11 protein-coding genes are annotated in these 17,348 nt (G+C 42.2%); 1 reads left to right on the forward strand and 10 read right to left on the reverse strand.

Translation table 11 applies throughout. From position 1 onward, the window contains the following. Positions 1–41 precede the first annotated feature (41 nt). On the forward strand, positions 42–560 hold the full coding sequence (gene fabA / locus HUO09_RS09405) for a bifunctional 3-hydroxydecanoyl-ACP dehydratase/trans-2-decenoyl-ACP isomerase (protein WP_042482432.1): 519 nt from the start codon (positions 42–44) through the stop codon (positions 558–560). Positions 561–690: 130 nt separating this feature from the next. Here fabA and rmf read toward each other — a convergent pair whose 3' ends face one another. From rmf to pepN, 10 genes are all read right to left on the reverse strand, one after another. Continuing rightward, complete coding sequence (gene rmf, locus HUO09_RS09410) at positions 691–864, reverse strand: ribosome modulation factor (RefSeq protein ID WP_042482436.1); 174 nt, start codon at positions 862–864, stop codon at positions 691–693. A gap of 165 nt (positions 865–1,029) precedes the next feature. After that, positions 1,030–2,721 (reverse strand): DUF3466 family protein, encoded by a 1,692-nt coding sequence (locus HUO09_RS09415; RefSeq protein ID WP_188234146.1) that lies wholly within the window; start codon positions 2,719–2,721, stop codon positions 1,030–1,032. 8 nt (positions 2,722–2,729) lie between these two features. Then, positions 2,730–4,646: an ABC transporter ATP-binding protein gene (locus tag HUO09_RS09420; RefSeq protein ID WP_188233811.1), complete on the reverse strand. Its 1,917-nt coding sequence runs from the start codon at positions 4,644–4,646 to the stop codon at positions 2,730–2,732. Next, on the reverse strand, positions 4,624–4,866 hold the full coding sequence (locus HUO09_RS09425; RefSeq protein WP_167411823.1) for a glutaredoxin family protein: 243 nt from the start codon (positions 4,864–4,866) through the stop codon (positions 4,624–4,626). The genes HUO09_RS09420 and HUO09_RS09425 overlap by 23 nt, the downstream gene beginning before the upstream one ends. Before the next feature lie 24 nt (positions 4,867–4,890). Continuing rightward, positions 4,891–7,017: a bifunctional 23S rRNA (guanine(2069)-N(7))-methyltransferase RlmK/23S rRNA (guanine(2445)-N(2))-methyltransferase RlmL gene (rlmKL, locus tag HUO09_RS09430; RefSeq protein WP_188233812.1), complete on the reverse strand. Its 2,127-nt coding sequence runs from the start codon at positions 7,015–7,017 to the stop codon at positions 4,891–4,893. A 457-nt stretch (positions 7,018–7,474) separates the two neighbouring features. Continuing rightward, positions 7,475–8,017, reverse strand: a complete 543-nt coding sequence (locus HUO09_RS09435) for a cell division protein ZapC (protein WP_188233813.1) — start codon at positions 8,015–8,017, stop codon at positions 7,475–7,477. Positions 8,018–8,197: 180 nt separating this feature from the next. After that, positions 8,198–9,208 (reverse strand): quinone-dependent dihydroorotate dehydrogenase, encoded by a 1,011-nt coding sequence (gene pyrD / locus HUO09_RS09440; RefSeq protein ID WP_188233814.1) that lies wholly within the window; start codon positions 9,206–9,208, stop codon positions 8,198–8,200. A gap of 73 nt (positions 9,209–9,281) precedes the next feature. Further along, a complete protein-coding gene (locus HUO09_RS09445) occupies positions 9,282–14,120 on the reverse strand; it encodes an NAD-glutamate dehydrogenase (RefSeq protein WP_188233815.1) in 4,839 nt (1,612 codons plus the stop codon). Positions 14,121–14,305: 185 nt separating this feature from the next. Further along, on the reverse strand, positions 14,306–14,524 hold the full coding sequence (locus tag HUO09_RS09450) for a DUF2835 domain-containing protein (protein ID WP_167411828.1): 219 nt from the start codon (positions 14,522–14,524) through the stop codon (positions 14,306–14,308). Between the two features lie 75 nt (positions 14,525–14,599). Beyond that, on the reverse strand, positions 14,600–17,206 hold the full coding sequence (gene pepN / locus HUO09_RS09455) for an aminopeptidase N (RefSeq protein WP_188233816.1): 2,607 nt from the start codon (positions 17,204–17,206) through the stop codon (positions 14,600–14,602). Positions 17,207–17,348 lie beyond the last annotated feature (142 nt).

The following is a 17,348-nucleotide window of genomic DNA, read 5'->3' on the forward strand; positions in this document are numbered from 1 at the left end:
TTCACTAACATGCACCCTATCAGAAATTGGAGTAATTGATAATGCAAAACAAACGTGACTCATATAATCGTGAAGACCTACTAGCCTCTAGCCGTGGTGAGCTATTTGGCCCAGGTTACCCTCAGTTACCAGCACCAAACATGCTGATGATGGATCGTATAAGCAAAATGTCTGAAACTGAAGGCGAATTTGGTAAAGGTCTAATTATTGCTGAGTTAGATATCACTCCAGATTTATGGTTCTTCGATTGCCACTTCCCTGGTGACCCAGTAATGCCTGGTTGTTTAGGTCTAGATGCAATGTGGCAACTTGTTGGATTTTTCTTAGGCTGGGTTGGCGGCAAAGGTAAAGGCCGTGCACTTGGTGTTGGTGAAGTTAAATTTACTGGACAGATTCTACCAACGGCTAAAAAAGTGACTTATGAAATCAACATGAAGCGTGTAGTAAATCGCAAGCTTGTAATGGGTCTAGCTGATGGTCGCGTATTAGTCGACGGTAAAGAAATCTATGTAGCTAAAGATCTGAAAGTTGGTCTCTTCCAAGACACTTCTGCATTTTAGTTCCTGTTTATTAATTAAAGCAGCTATCTGGCTGTTTTAATTTTACACTAAATATTTAGTTATAGTGCGTCATAACTATTAGATACTAAAAAGCCCCTTTCGGGGCTTAAGATCCTTTAGTATGTGGGGGTTATTTATAGAGACCAGAGTTTTTGTCATCTCTTGCGTCACGCCAACCGCCTAGCCAATATGAACGAGCATCACTTTGTTGGTATGGACACTCCTCGGGAGATCGTCCATTTAAACCAGCTTTATAACCTTGAGATTGTGCTCTTTCAAGGCGATCACGCTTTTGTCTCTTCATAGTGCAGTCCTCATACAGTAACTCGTGTCTTACTTACAACTATTACATTCGTGTGGATCTTTTATGACCACACCATAAAGAATCGCGCAAAACCTCATCTTTCTCAAGTCAAAAAAAAGCACAAGCCTATTTTTGTGAGCTTGTGCTTTTCTTGACAAAAAATGACTATTTTCTACGGAACCAACCTAAAGTCAGAAGTATTAAACTCCATACCCCTAAACTACCACCAGAGCGCTCTGAGGTTGTTGTATCGATAGAACGTTGGCTAATATCGCTCGCCGTAGCACCTGCAATCGGTACTAGTTTCACAGCAACAACCGTTTCAGTTCCATTACATGTAGCATTGTGAGCAGTAGTACTGTATCCACCACTACACTTCAGTGCAGCACCAGAAATAACACCAGCATCATTAATATCCGTAGCATCCACAACGCGATATTGGTTATTACCTGACAATGAGCCGTCATTCGTTAAATCATCTAAGTACCAAGCTTTGTTTGCAAAGCGACTCATGCGCGTTGCGTCACTACCAGTCGCATTATATGGATATATAAATCCGCGTTTCACTCTTGGTTTTCCGTCTATTTCACGGGTATCGGCAAAATCAAGTTGGCCTACAATCTCATTATAATTATTAATGGCTCCCGCTTGACCGCCAGCACCAGCAAACAGGATGCCACCAGTTGGATAAACGGCGTTCAATGTTGACGCAGAAACATCATTAACAATGAATAGTCGGTTTGAGGCTGAACCGTTGTAAGGTGTATTACCCGTTCTCTTTGCGCTACCAATAGCAACTTTATTCTTGTTTACTGATGTAATAACTGAGTTTGTATGAACGGTGTCAGAGCCGATAACAACAGTTGCATCATTCACAACCGTTGATGTCCATGCGGATTGGGTATCAAATGTATGAGTGTTGAGATCGAGCTTAAATACCGTTGCATTCATATAATTGAATGACGAGTCATAAGCATTGAAACCTACTCCGTAAATAACGTTATCGACAACAACAAAATCACGCATACTTCCTTCTGCGATATTGTTAGATGAAGCTAATGCAGTACCACTTACCCACGGAATCTCTACCGCTGTACCACTACTGTTTTCCCAAAGAGCTGGATGAGAAGAGTAGAATGTACCATTATCGGCCGTAGCTTGTTCTTTTGATAGGCTGCCCGCAGTGTATGTACCGTTAGATTTCCAAGCTCTGGTTTGTAAATAACCTGAAGGTACCTTGTCTTCTGTGCGAGCTGTTACCGAATTTCTTCTAAAGTTTGTAACGTTAGCAAAACCAGAATCAATACCAATCGCTTTTCCGGAATCTGAAATACTATTTATGACGACGTTAGCAGAATCATAAACTTCATCACTAGTCGTTGAGGCACCTATAAAACCAATCGAGTTTGGTGTTGCATTACCGTTGATTTCAGCAGACCAGATATTCCAGCGCGTACTCGCCCACTGGTTACAAGTAGAATAACCTAGTTGAGCTTTACAATAGTTTTCGAAATCATCGTACGATTGGATTAAATTAAACTGGCGGTTCATCGCAAATGGCGCTTCTTCTCGGAAGCTTAAGCCATCAACTTCCGAACCTGAGTTCATTTCTACTAAACGAGTTTCCCCCCCCAGAATATAACTGTCACATGCCTTGGAACCTGCAACACTACTTACAAAACAGTTGTCACTCGCTCCAGTTGTTGTAGCGGGTTCAATAGCCACACCATAAGAACTCTTATAGCTATATGTAGTACTTGGCGTAACTTCCATTACGTTATAAAGCGCAGCAGAAACCTGTGTGGTGGCAAGAATCGCTGAGCTCACTACGCTCAGCTTAAACAATTTTCTATTCATAAAATCCATTAACTATCCTGTTGCATTGCTTCGAGCTCTTCCCAGCGCTCAAATGCAATTTCAAGCTCCTGCTCTTTCGCAGTTAACTTGTCTAAAATTGGTTGTGTCACATCTACAGACTGACTAAAGAAATCTGCATCGTTAACCTGCTCTTGCATTGCTTCGATTTCAGATTCTAATTCTTCGAGCTTTTGCGGCAGAGTTTCTAATTCACGCTGCAGTTTATAAGATAACTTCTTAGACTTAGGCTTCACAGGCTCCGATTTGGGAGCTGGCTCAACCGATTTTTCTTGTTTGACGACGTTTTCGACATTACGTGATTGCAGCACTTGAGAACGCTGCTGCTGAGCATCGTGATAGCCACCGACAAACTCTTCTATTTTCCCGTTACCTTCAAAAATCCAACTCGTGGCCACTGTATTATCGACGAACTCACGGTCGTGACTGACTAACAATAAAGTGCCTTGATAATTGGCAAGCAAATCTTCCAAAAGTTCCAAAGTTTCGATATCTAAATCGTTGGTTGGTTCATCTAGAACCAATAAATTGTTGGATCTTAGGAACAGACGAGCGAGTAGAAGTCTGTTTTTCTCACCGCCTGACAGCGCTTTTACTGGTGTTCTTGCGCGTTTAGGAGCGAACAAGAAATCTTGAAGATAGCTCAACGCGTGCCGTTGACGCCCCCCTACAGTCACTTCTTGTTTACCATCAGCAAGGTTGTCTATAACCGTTTTTTCAGGATCTAAAACTTCACGATACTGATCGAAATAGGCCACTTCCAGCTTCGTACCACAATGCAAACGACCACTGTCCGCCTCCAACTGCCCCAAAAGAAGCTTCAGCAGTGTACTCTTACCACAACCATTCGAGCCAATTAGAGCAATGCGATCGCCGCGCATAATATTGAAGCTAAAGTTATCAACGAGGCATTTACCATCAATCGAGTAACTTAAGTTCTCTGCTTCAAATACAATCTTTCCTGAACGGGCTGCATCATCAATTTGCAGGTTAACTTTCCCCTGCACTTCACGTCTTTCACTACGTTCTTGACGAAGCTGTTTCAGTGCTCTTACTCGACCTTCATTTCGAGTACGACGAGCTTTAATACCCTGACGAATCCAAACTTCTTCTTGAGCCAATTTCTTGTCAAATTCAGCGTTTTGTAGCTCTTCTACTCGCAGTAACTCTTCTTTCTCATTGAGATAATTTTCATAGTTGCCTGGGAAAGAATTCAATTGACCACGATCTAAATCTACAATTCGAGTTGCCATAGATTTAATGAACGAGCGGTCGTGAGAAATAAAGATAATTGAGCCTCGGAAGTCCTTTAAAAACCCTTCCAGCCATTCAATGGTCGTAACGTCTAGGTGGTTGGTAGGCTCATCAAGAAGCAATACATCAGGGTCACACACCAACGCTCGAGCCAATGCAGCTTTACGCTGCCAGCCACCCGAAAGATCGGTAAGTTTTGTATGACCATCAAGTTTTAACGAGGCTAACACATTCTGAATTCTGTCTTCAAAACGCCATGCGCCAGAATGTTCTAGTTGTTCTTGAACGTTGGAAAGCTTCTTAATATTGGACTCAGATGGGTCAACCGCAACCAGATCGAGCAGATCGTTATAGATCCTCAGGTGTTCACCTACCTCTTGCAAGCCACCAGCGACATAGTCGAAAACTGTGCCTTCCTCATTACGCGGTGGGTCTTGTTCTAAGCGAGAGACAACGACATCTTGCATTACTTGCATTTTGCCATCATCCAGCAGAATTTCTCCTGCGATGATTTTCATTAGCGTCGATTTACCAGCGCCGTTTCGGCCAACTAAACACACGCGCTCATTTTCTTGCAGTGCAAAATCAGCGTGATCGAGTAAAGGGTGATCACCAAAAGCCAGTAAACCGTTATGAATGGTAATTAATGCCATTATTTTCTAACCAGTGAGTTAATTCTGAAAAATCAAAAGGCCAGTTAAGCTCTGAGCCTTGATATGAGACTACGGGTATCGTTACCCCGTAACGAGAAAACAGTTCATCGTCGAATGCAATGTCAACCACCTCAACTTGAGAAGCGACATTTGCTTGATTAAGTAATGCGAAGGCCATCTCGCATAGATGACAGCCTTCAGTACTGTATAAAGTAATCACTCAACCTTCCCTATTATTTAATTACTAGAGTTGCTTATGAGTAACGATCCAACAGTTATGGATGTGCTTATTACGTTCAAAATCGAGTGGCAGCGTTTGTGCTGAAATGTTTTTCGCTTCCAAGCCCAAGTTGTCTAGCTCTTCCATATCCATTTTAAAGTGACGTTTATTGTTAGAGAACACGATGGTGCCACCTTCACGTAGGATGCGCTTCAGGTTCTTCATCAATTGAATGTGATCTCTTTGAACATCAAAAGACTGCTCCATGCGCTTTGAGTTGGAGAACGTTGGTGGATCGATAAAAATTAAATCGTATTGACCCGATGCCTGCTCCAGCCACTGAAGGCAATCCGCTTGGATAAACTGATGTTGACGCCCTACTTGACCATTTAGCTTCATGTTGTCTTTCGCCCACTCAAGGTAGGTGTTTGACATATCAACCGTAGTGGTTGATTTTGCCCCACCACAAGCCGCATGTACGGTACCTGAGCCGGTATAAGCAAATAAGTTCAAGAAGTCTTTGCCTTGAGCCATCTCACCTAACTTACGACGAGTGATTTTATGATCTAAGAAAAGACCTGTATCCAAGTAGTCATGTAAGTTAACGATCAGCTTTACACCATACTCGCTGACTTCCATTGTTTGGGACTGCTGTGCAAACTTTTGATATTGAGACGTACCTTTTTGCTTCTGACGAACTTTTAGAACCACATTGTTTGCGTTTGTTCCCGTCACCTGAATCGCAGCTCGAATGATGTCAGTAAGACGACGTTTCGCCTTCTCTTCTGGAATATTCTTAGGCGCTGCGTACTCTTGGATAACTAGCTGGTCCTGATAAACATCAATCGCCACGTTGTATTCAGGAAGATCGGCATCATAGATACGATAACAGTCTAAACCTTCTCGTTTCGCCCATTTACCAATCTTGCCAATGTTCTTCTTCAATCGATTTGAGAAATCTGGAGCAATTTGTGTTGACTGTGACTGCTGCTCATCTTCAGAACGTTCACGAGCAGAAATTGAATAGTTCTTTTGGTGACAAGGTAACGCACCGTTATTCAGCTTGTACTGTTTCTCCGCGCGCATACGCAAACAGCTTAGCAGTTCGTCTGAGCTAGAGAAGATAGATGCCTGGCAACCACCAAACTCTGATTTCAGTTGAGCACCAAATGCAGTGTAGAGCGCAATCAGGCCAGGATGAGTACCCAAACGCTCACCGTATGGTGGGTTACACACAATAACGCCATTCTCAAAACCTTGTGGCTTCTTAAGCAGAGAAGCATCACCAAGTTCAAATTGAATCAAGTTTTCTACACCAGCGCGTCGAGCATTATCTTTAGCTGTTTTAAGAACGCGACTATCGTTATCTAAGCCAAAAAACTTAGCGTCAGCTTTATTGACACCCCTTCTTGCTTGAACACTCGCTTCAGATTTCACCTCTGCCCAAAGCTCTGGCTCAAAATCTTGAAGCGATTCAAAACCCCATTTCTCGCGCTTAAGTCCAGGAGCGATATTTGCTGCCATCATTGCAGCTTCAATCAATAAGGTTCCTGAACCACACATAGGGTCTAGCAGTTGCTTAGAAACATCCCAACCACTACGTAAAATGATTGCCGCAGCCAGAGTTTCTCTGAGTGGCGCACGTCCAGATTCCGGTCTGTAACCTCGGACATGTAAGCCACCACCAACCATATCGATCCCAAGTAGCGCTTTATCGTTATGCAAACGAACATGAATGCGAAGATCTGCATGATCTTTACTGATCGAAGGTCGTGGAAGATTTTTCTTTTCAAAACAATCAACTACAGCATCTTTTACTTTCATCGCGCCATATTGACTGTTACGGATCTCTCGGTTTGTACCATTGAAGTCAACAACAAACTTTTTAGAGCTGTGAAAATGATTGACCCAGTTCACTGACGTCACCGAAAGGTACAAGTCCATATCATTTTGACAATTGAATTCTGTAATAACACGTACAAATCGTGAAGCAAGTCGGCTCCATAAACAACAACGGTATATTTGCTCGTTTGACGCCTTGAATTTCACCCCTGCTTGCACAGGTTTGGCGTCAGAAATCCCTAATTTTGTTAATTCTTCTACTAATAGGTTCTCAAGACCGTTTGAGGTTACCGCTAGATACTGATTCATACTGTTCTTTAGCTAATAAAAATGGTGTCAGATTATAACTGACAATGGACAACTTGCCCAAATCTAAACACCCCAAATCCATAAAAACACAAAACATCCTTTCTGCTACCCAAAAAACGCCAGATAAATCATCGCTCAGGCTAAAGCTAATAATTTAAGGCCTCATAGCGATAGTGAGTATTTATTCACTATAAAATTGGACTATACCAGATGCATTTTTACACTGTAAATTAGTTACAAAATCAGCTAAAACGGGAATTTTTTGATGCTTGGGGTGTGAGATTTGAGCGATTTGGATGTCACATTTGAGGGAAAATAAATGTAATTAATTTGTCAGAATCAAAAATGAGATAGCAGGAACGGATGTTACCCTAACTGTCGACGACAAATTTTAGGCAAAAAAAATCGGCTTTACGCCGATGGGAAATGAAACAAAGGAACGAAAATACTAGGGAAACTAGCCTACCATCGCCATAGGCTGAGGTAGAAAAATTTGATTTGCTGAAGCCATTCGATCATGCATGACTTTAATGACCTGTCCAAAGCGCAATTGCTTCGAACCGTTTAGAGCAAAATCTTCTAGGTCAACGAGAGCACAAAGACTTGCGCTGTCACCTACTTCTAAGACGATAAAGTATCCTTGGCCATTACTATTAACCAAGCTGACAATTTCACCCTCTTCTGGAGAAAAACCACTGCTTTGATAGTCAAAGAACCAGCTCTTTGGTTGAACTGGCTTATGGAAGCGCTTTGCAGCTACACAGTAAAGAACTAATTCTACTTTGCGCGGCTCACTGAGATTCAAACAATCAATGCGCTCTTTATAAGTTTGATAGTCGGAAGCGTCATCAACGGTAAATTGATTGGATGCAAAAGCGCAATCTACTAATAGATTGCTGCTAAGGTTAGTGCGAAACACCATATCCTCACCCAGTTCTAACATCAGATAGCCTTCACTATCTGAGTAGTACCAATTCCATTTGTCACTCGGTTTAAGCATTGTCCTGACTCTCTATATATTTATTATCAGACTATTTAGGTAAAACGCTTAATTACCCTTGCCAACTAACTGAAGTTCATTCTAAGAGAGGAAAAACAAAAAAAAAGAGGAAATGATTTACTCATTCCCTCTCTACATTACCTTGTCACTTTTGCGTAAATCTATACGCTGCAAGACAAATTAGATGTTTTTTACGATGTCCGCGACCAAACGTGGTCCTTGGTAAATAAAGCCACTGTAAACTTGAACAAGTTTTGCACCAGCCAACAATTTCTCTTTAGCGGCAACATACGAATCAATACCACCAACACCAATAATTGGAATTTGATCGCTTAGCTCACGGTATAAACATTTGATCACTTCAGTGCTGCGAGATTGGAGTGGCTTACCACTTAACCCACCCGCTTCATTGCCGTATTTCATACCTTCAACCAAAGAACGATCCAAAGTAGTGTTGGTTGCAATTACGCCATCGATTTGGTTCTTAAGTAACGATGCACAAATCTGTTTAATTTCATCATCACTCAGATCGGGTGCAATTTTCAGAGCTAAAGGAACATATTTATCATGCTTGCTAGCAAGTTCAGCTTGTTTTTCCTTCAGCGCTGCTAAGAGTTCATCGAGTGCTTCGCCGTATTGTAAAGTGCGTAGTCCCGGTGTATTTGGCGATGAGATGTTTACAGCAATATAACCAGCATACTGATAAACCTTCTCCATACAGATCAGATAATCATCCGCACCCTTTTCGATTGGTGTGTCTTTATTTTTACCGATATTGATACCGATAATCCCGTCGTAATTGGCTTTCTTTACATTCTCAACCAGGTTATCAACGCCTAGGTTGTTAAAACCCATGCGGTTAATGATCCCTTCTGCTGGAATGATACGAAAAAGACGTGGTTTGTCGTTTCCTGATTGAGGACGAGGAGTTACTGTCCCTACTTCTACGAATCCGAAACCCATAGCACCAAATGCATCAATACATTCGCCATTTTTATCAAGACCAGCCGCAAGACCAACAGGGTTTTTGAATGTTAATCCCATACATTCTACTGGTCGATTAGGGAGATGTTGACGATAGAAGAGATCAAGAGGAGTGCCGGTAAAACGTTTGAAGTTTTGGATGGCAAGATCATGCGCCTTTTCAGCATCCAATTTGAAAAAGCCAGTTCTGGCTAAGCGGTAGAGCATTGTGCCTCCGATAGAAAAAAGCCCCGATTAAACGGGGCGTAATTATTGTCTTATTCGGCTAACAATTCAAACTTTATTCAACCGCTTGGCAGTTTAAGTTGAGCAGCATCAATTCTCTTAATGCAACAGAGAATTTCGCAAACTCATGGACTGTACCGACTTTGAACTCATTAAGGATGTTTTCCCAACGATGTAAAGAGACTGAATTAACTTCCATCCATTCTTCCAGCGCTTTGATAACATCAATTTCACCACTTGCACATTCACAGTTAAGCACTTGTGCAGTTAATTGGCGTTGCTGCCAATCCAGATCTTCTCTGAAAGCTGCACGAGCTAATACCTGCCAGTTATTGTCTGTTGCTTGGATATTAATCTGTTTCAAGAACCAATGCAGAGACAAACGGTCGCCAAGGTTGAAGTACAGTTTGGCTGTTTGCTCAACTGATTTCTGTTTTTCCTTAGCTACTGTAGATATATCCAGTACTGAATGTAAGCTAGACAAACGAGAAACATAGTTAGCCAGTTTCGGTTCGATACCTTTCTCGATCCAAACTTTAGCCATAATGTTGTGTTCTTCTACTTCTTCAGCCACAAGCACTTCATCAAGTTTGGTGGCAATAGCTTCTACATCCGCTTGGTACAACTCAATCAAATCACGAACTGATTGTTTACCCGGACGATTACGTAGCAACCAACGAGATAGACGGCGTAGAGTACGACGAACATGGAACATCACTTCGTACTGCGTCAATGCATCGGCTTTGTTGTCCAGCTTACGCAATTCTTCCAACACAGAACCTAGTTTGTAAATTTCACGAGCAGCAGCATATGCATTGGTAATATCTACAGCATTAGAACCAGTTTCTTCCTGCAAACGAGTAACGAAGTTACAACCCATTTCGTTAACCATCTGATTCGCAAGCGCCGTTGCAATAATTTCAGCACGTAGCGGATGGTTCTGCATGTGTTGTGAATAGTTACGACGTAACTCAGTTGGGAAGTATTGCATTAATTGCTGAGCATGGAACTCATCATTCGCAATCTCTTCACAAGCCAGCTCGTCTTTCAACACCATCTTGCCGTAGGCAACGAGTACAGAAAGCTCTGGACGCGTTAAACCTTGACCCAGTTTTTCACGTTCAAGCAGTGTTTCATCATCAGGAATATATTCCAGAGCACGATCCAAATGCCCTGCTTTCTCCAATTGGTGAATAAAGCGGACTTGTTCTTTGACGACAGCGACACCTTGTTGTTCGGTCACAGAAATCGATTCTGACTGAACATAGGCATCTTCAAGAACGATCATACCAACTTCGTCTTCCATTGATTCGAGCACTTGGTTACGTTGCTTGATCGTCATGTCACCATTTGCAACCAGACCATTCAAGAAGATCTTAATGTTAACTTCGTTATCTGAACAGTCCACACCACCAACGTTATCAACGAAATCGGTGTTCACTCGTCCGCCTTTCAATGCGTATTCCACACGTCCAAGCTGCGTCATACCTAAGTTACCGCCTTCACCAACAATCTTAGCGTTGAGGTCACGACCATCAATACGCAGTGCATCGTTCGCACGATCACCCACATCTGTGTGCGTTTCACGCGAAGACTTAACGTAAGTACCGATACCACCGTTCCATAACAGATCAACTTCCATACAAAGGATCATCTTAATCAGCTCATTTGGAGCAACAGATCCTTTTTTAGTCCCTAACATCTTCTGAATTTCAGGCGTTAAGGTAATGGATTTTGCCTTACGTGAGAAAATACCACCGCCCTTAGAAATCAATTTAGGGTTGTAGTCTTCCCAGCTAGAACGTGGAAGATTGAACAAGCGATTACGCTCTTCCCAACTGCTTGCAGCATCTGGTGTTGGATCAATGAAGATATGTAAGTGATTAAATGCGCACTGTAGACGAATGTGTTTCGACAGCAACATGCCGTTACCAAATACGTCACCAGCCATATCGCCGATACCAACTGCAGTGAAGTCTGTGGTTTGGCAATCAATACCAATTTCGCGGAAATGACGTTTAACTGATTCCCAGCCGCCTTTTGCGGTAATACCCATAGCTTTGTGATCGTAACCATTCGAACCACCAGAGGCGAAAGCATCACCTAACCAGAAGTGGTATTCTTCAGAAACCGAGTTAGCAAGGTCAGAGAATGTAGCAGTACCTTTGTCTGCCGCAACAACCAAATACGGATCGTCTTCATCGTGGCGAACGACATTCACAGGAGCAACAAGATCGCCTTCGACAATATTGTCTGTAACGTCTAATAGCGCACGAATAAAACGTTTATAACATCGCTGACCTTCAGCGAAAATTTCATCACGAGTGTTGTACAGGTACTGTTTCTTACAGACGAAGCCACCTTTTGCACCTACAGGAACAATTACGGTGTTCTTAACTTGCTGTGCTTTTACCAGACCAAGAATTTCAGTACGGAAATCTTCTTGGCGGTCAGACCAACGCAAGCCACCACGTGCAACCTTACCACCACGTAGATGCACACCCTCAATATCTGGTGCGTAGACGAAGATTTCAAAAGCAGGCACAGGTGCCGGAATCTCTGGGATCTCTTTTGGCTTCATCTTTAATGCCAACCAAGGTTTTGGTTGCTTATCTTCATCCAATTGGTAGTAGTTGGTGCGGTAAGTCGCGAGGATCATTTCCATGTAGCGACGAATGATACGGTCATCATCAAGACTTTCGACATGATCTAACTGTTCTGTGATCTTGTTAATCAGTTCAGTTTGACCTTTTTGAGCGCCTTTATGTTTCGGATCAAAACGACGTACAAACAGATCCACCAAGCCTTTCGCTACGTCAGGATAATGGCTTAATGTATCTTCGATGTATTGTTGGCTGAATGGGAAACCCACTTGGCGCATATAACGAGCGTAGGCACGAAGAATCGATACTTCTCTACCAGTTAATGAAGCGCCTAGAACTAAACGGTTGAAACCGTCACTTTCCAGATCACCATACCAAATAGCGGCAAATGCTTGTTGGAAACGATCACGAGCTTCACGAAGATCAACTTGGTTTTCACTTTTGTGAAGCATTGAGAAATCAAGGATCCAATAAACCTGACCGTTTGATTTGATCACTTCGTATGGCGATTCGCCAATCACGCGTAAGCCCAAGTTTTCAAGCATTGGCATCACATCAGAAAGATGGATAGGCTCATCACGGTGGTACAGTTTCAAGCGTACCGCTTTAGAATCTTTAGTCTCTTCTTGCGGACGATAGAACAGCATGCCCAGCTTGTTTTCTTCGTTGAGAGCTTCAAGACGTTCAATGTCTGCAACCGCAGACGCTGGCATTACATCTTCTTTATAGGAACGAGGGAACGCATGAAGGTATTGTTTTGAAAGTGGTAAACCTTTGCTTTCGCCACAGTTTGCCACGATCGCTTCAGACAAACGATCATCCCAAGTTGTTGATGCTTCCATTAAGTTTTGCTCTATTTTCTTCACATTCACGTCCATATTGTTGTTATCAACACGAACGATGTAATGGGTTCTTGCAAGTGGGCTTTCAGAGAAATACGTTGTGAACTCGACTTCTTGCTCACAACCAAAATACTGTTTAAAGATGCGTTGAGTCTGGCGACGCAACTCAGTGTTGTAACGCTCTTTTGTTACATACACCATGCAGCTAAAGAAACGGCCAAACGGGTCTTTGCGTACAAATAGACGGAGAAGATCTCGATCCTGCATTTGTACTACACCCATACCGACTTCTAATAATTCTTCTTCAGTCGCTTGAAGAAGTTCATCACGTGGGTAGTTTTCTAGAATATTGTGCAGCGCTTTATAAGCGTATGAACCCACACGGTAACGACTAGCACTGAGTATACGTTCCACTTTTTCACGAATAAGAGGAATAGTTTGTACTGCTTGGTTATATACCGCTGATGTATATAGACCAGTAAAGCGGTGCTCGCCTATCACTTTTCCATTTTCATCAAACTTTTTAATACCAATGTAATCGGTATACGCTGGACGATGGATGCGTGATTGCTTATTGCCTTTAGTTAGAATTAATAAGTAGGCTTTTTTTGCTTCTAGACGAGCTGAATCTGAAAAATCAGAAAGTTTTACTGAACGAACACGATCACTTTTTGAGAATAGGCCAAGACCAACTTCCTCAGTAGGTTTCAGTGTAGTATCCCCTTCAACCTCAACAAGATCGTATTCTTTGTAACCCATAAAGGTGAAGTTGTGATCACCCAACCAACGCAAGAACGCCATCGTTTCTTGGAAACGATCAGATTCTGGGAGACGATCTACATTTGCTTCAAGCTGGCTGATAACTTGATCCAGTTTGTTTACCATTGGTTTCCAGTCGTTAACGACCAAATCAGTATCAAGCAGAATCTCTAACAGTTCATCCTGAAGAGTTTTCATCTCTGCTTTATTACTTAAACGATCGACTTCAATATGAAATAAAGACTGAAGAGTCCCTTCTCCATTATTGATACTCTTGATTGCGCCTTTATCATCGCGCTCAATTTGAGTCGGACCATTTAGCATCAGGTGGGAGGTTAAATCTAGTCGGCTTAATGCCATCTTAATAGAGTCAACATGGAAAGGACCATCAGGAACAACAATCTCAACAATAGTATGGGTAGACTCCCAACCATGTCGACTTACCGTTGGGTTGAAAACTCGAACAGAGTAATCATCGCTCTTCTTTTCACAGATATGATGCCAAAGACTGACAACGGCACCATATAAATCCGATTCATTTCGTTCAGCTAAATCATCTTGCGATACATTGCTAAATAAATGTTGAGCGAGCTGAGTAACCAAAGGTTGTTGTTTTTGCTCAAGTTTGTCTTGAATCAGTTGGTAAACTTTTTCAAGTAGAACCGGCATCAAAGTCTCACGCGCGGTCATAGGCGACTCCAGATTAGAATTATGTTTTGTAGGGGATGCAGTAAGGATATAACTTACCGCTGGTAATGCATGGTTTATTGTAAAAGTTTTAGGAACTAAACGTTAATATTTTTAACATTCACACACAGCAAAATGTTTGAGAATGTGACTAAGATTCCTAATTAAACATCTGGCAATAACTTTTCTCACAGCATTTCTAACTTAATAAACTTATTATTTTGGTCAGTTATCAATCTAAATCGACCTTTTACTCCAATTTGGCTAAGAAATGGTCGAAATCTTGATGCTGGCAGCTGCAAACGCAAACCTTGCTCTGTTACAACTAAAATGGAACTTGCTGCTCCTGAGTAATGTGCCAAATAGGCTTGATATGAAATATTGAGCGAAAAATAGTAATGATTCATAGACCAATCACCGCAGCGATGAATTGTGGTTTAGAAATAAAAAAGGTGGCATCGAAATGCCACCACTACTTGTCATTAATCTTCTAGTGCTTTAGAGACTTTTTCAAAAAGATCTCGCGCTAAATCATCCATCGCTTTTAACGCTTCAAGTTCTTTTCTAATTAACCCTTGTCTCTCCTCATCGTATTTACGGAATTTAAGTAGAGGGTCAATTAAGCGAGAAGCGACTTGAGGGTTGCTGCTGTTCAGTTCGCGAAGTATTTCGCCCGCAAAACGATAACCTTCACCACTCTTCGCATGGAAGTTCACTGGGTTGTTATTTAAGAAAGCGCCAATCAGGTTACGTGTACGGTTTGGGTTCTTCAAACTGAACGCTTCATGATTCATCGTTTTCTTGATCACGTCTAGTGCATCACTCGCCGGGTTGCAGCCCTGTAGAGTAAACCACTTATCCATCACCAAACCGTCATGTTTCCACTTATTGCTGTAATCCGCCATTTGGGCTTCACGACATGCAAGCCCTGCACTGTTCGCCGCACTCATGGCTGCGATAGTGTCAGTCATATTGTTCGCTTCGTTGTATTGTTTCTCCGCTAAAGCATTACCTTGTTCAGTGTACGCTAAGTAGGACAAACAGGTATTACGTAACGCGCGCTTGCCAATGGCTTCATGGCTAATGGTAAATTCATTTTGTTTTAGCGTTTGATAAGTCGCACTTAATTCGTCTTCAAGTTCAGTTGCAAGAATAACTTTGAACGCTTTAAGCACATTGGCAATCGCATCAACATCCACACACTTGTACCAACCAGACACTTCGTTGTGGCTCGGTAGTGAAAGCATCTCTGCGACAAATGCAGGTTCTAAAGAATCACTCAGTAAAACGCCACGGAATGCATCGACAACAACAGTAGGTAATTCAACCTTTTGTCCTTGTTGCTCACGAGTTACATTGTCACGAATATACTTGGCCATTAAAATCTGACCCGCATCCCAACGAGCAAACTCGTTAGTCGCATTGGACATTAAGAATACTAATTCTTCATCTGAGTAGTCATATTCCAATTTTACCGGTGCAGAAAACTCTCTTAGTAACGATGGGATTGGTTGCTCTGCGACGTTCTCAAATACAAATGTCTGCTCTGCTTGAGTAACATTGAGCACGTTCGCAACAGGCTGACCTTTGCTTTGCAAAGGAATCACACTTCCGTCTTTTGCATAGAGCTCAACGTCAAAAGGAATATGCAGAGGCTGCTTCTCTTTTTGGTCGTGCGTTGGTTCTGTCGACTGACATACCGTTAGCGCGTACGTTTTTGCTTCAGCATTATATTCGCTGCTGACGGATACCGTTGGTGTGCCTGATTGGCTGTACCATAAACGGAACTGCTTGAGATCAACACCCGATGCGTCTTCCATCGCGGCGACAAAATCTTCACATGTTGCCGCTGTACCGTCATGGCGCTCAAAGTATAACTTCATGCCTTTTTGGAAACCGTCTTCACCAAGCAAAGTATGCATCATTCGAATCACTTCGCTTCCCTTTTCATACACAGTCAAAGTGTAGAAGTTATTCATTTCTATCACTTTATCTGGGCGAATTGGGTGCGACATTGGGCTTGCATCTTCTGCAAACTGCGGACCACGAATAATGCGAACATTGTTGATACGGTTTACAGCACGAGAACCTAAATCTGAAGAGAACTCTTGATCGCGGAATACCGTTAAGCCTTCTTTCAAGCTTAACTGGAACCAGTCGCGACAAGTCACACGGTTACCTGTCCAGTTATGGAAGTATTCGTGACCAATCACTGCTTCAATACCAAGATAATCCGTGTCTGTTGCAGTTTGATCATTGGCCAATACAAACTTCGAGTTGAAAATGTTCAATCCTTTGTTTTCCATTGCACCCATATTGAAGAAGTCAACTGCGACAATCATGTAGATATCTAAATCGTACTCAAGACCAAAACGCTCTTCGTCCCACTTCATTGAGTTAATCAAAGAAACCATCGCGTGGTGCGCTCTGTCTAAGTTGCCTTTATCAACGAAGATTTCTAAATCTACTTTGCGACCAGACTGAGTAATAAATTTATCTTGCAGAACATCAAAATCACCAGCAACCAAAGCAAATAAATAAGCTGGTTTTGGATGTGGATCCTGCCATTTCACCCAATGGCGCCCGTTTTCTGCTTCGCCTTGTTCAACTTTGTTACCGTTGCTTAGAAGGAATGGGTATTGCGCTTTATCTGCAATGACCGTTGTAGTGTATTTCGCTAGAACATCCGGACGGTCTAAGTAGTATGTAATTCTGCGGAAACCTTCAGCTTCACATTGCGTGCAGAATGCACCACCGGATTTATACAAACCTTCTAACGCAGTATTTGCTTCAGGGTTGATCAGAGTAACAACCGTTAACTCAAACTCCGCCGGTAGCTGACGAATTTCTAAACCGGCTTCCAGTTGAGTGTATTCGTTCCAATCAACGCCATTGACTTTCAGCGATTGTAACTTCAGGTCTTCACCATCCAAAACTAAGGTAGTGCTGTCCTTCATTTGTTTAACTAGTGAAACAGCAGTCACCGTCGTCTCTGTGTCATAGAGATCGAAAGTCAGTTCGATTTGAGAAATGGTATGGGATGGTTGAGTATAATCTTTACGATATTTGGCTTGAGGAGTGTGAGCCATTGCCGGAATCCTTTTGACATATTGATATGTGACAGTTACAGATCTTAGGCTTGTTATTGCCAATAACAACCCCTAAAAGAAAAAAAGAGATAGCCATCACTGGCTATCTCTTATAAATAGAATTCAATTGGTTAATAAATAT

Source organism: Vibrio sp. Y2-5 (assembly GCF_014596725.1).
In the GTDB taxonomy this organism is placed as follows: Bacteria; Pseudomonadota; Gammaproteobacteria; order Enterobacterales; family Vibrionaceae; genus Vibrio.

Excerpts from the sequence above, each read along its gene's own strand:
- HUO09_RS09415 (WP_188234146.1), bottom strand. The coding sequence starts at position 2,721 with ATGAATAGAAAATTGTTTAAGCTGAGCGTAGTGAGCTCAGCGATTCTT.
- HUO09_RS09420 (WP_188233811.1), bottom strand. The coding sequence starts at position 4,646 with ATGGCATTAATTACCATTCATAACGGTTTACTGGCTTTTGGTGATCAC.
- fabA (WP_042482432.1), top strand. The coding sequence starts at position 42 with ATGCAAAACAAACGTGACTCATATAATCGTGAAGACCTACTAGCCTCT.
- HUO09_RS09450 (WP_167411828.1), bottom strand. The coding sequence starts at position 14,524 with ATGAATCATTACTATTTTTCGCTCAATATTTCATATCAAGCCTATTTG.
- rlmKL (WP_188233812.1), bottom strand. The coding sequence starts at position 7,017 with ATGAATCAGTATCTAGCGGTAACCTCAAACGGTCTTGAGAACCTATTA.
- rmf (WP_042482436.1), bottom strand. The coding sequence starts at position 864 with ATGAAGAGACAAAAGCGTGATCGCCTTGAAAGAGCACAATCTCAAGGT.
- pyrD (WP_188233814.1), bottom strand. The coding sequence starts at position 9,208 with ATGCTCTACCGCTTAGCCAGAACTGGCTTTTTCAAATTGGATGCTGAA.
- HUO09_RS09445 (WP_188233815.1), bottom strand. The coding sequence starts at position 14,120 with ATGACCGCGCGTGAGACTTTGATGCCGGTTCTACTTGAAAAAGTTTAC.
- HUO09_RS09435 (WP_188233813.1), bottom strand. The coding sequence starts at position 8,017 with ATGCTTAAACCGAGTGACAAATGGAATTGGTACTACTCAGATAGTGAA.
- pepN (WP_188233816.1), bottom strand. The coding sequence starts at position 17,206 with ATGGCTCACACTCCTCAAGCCAAATATCGTAAAGATTATACTCAACCA.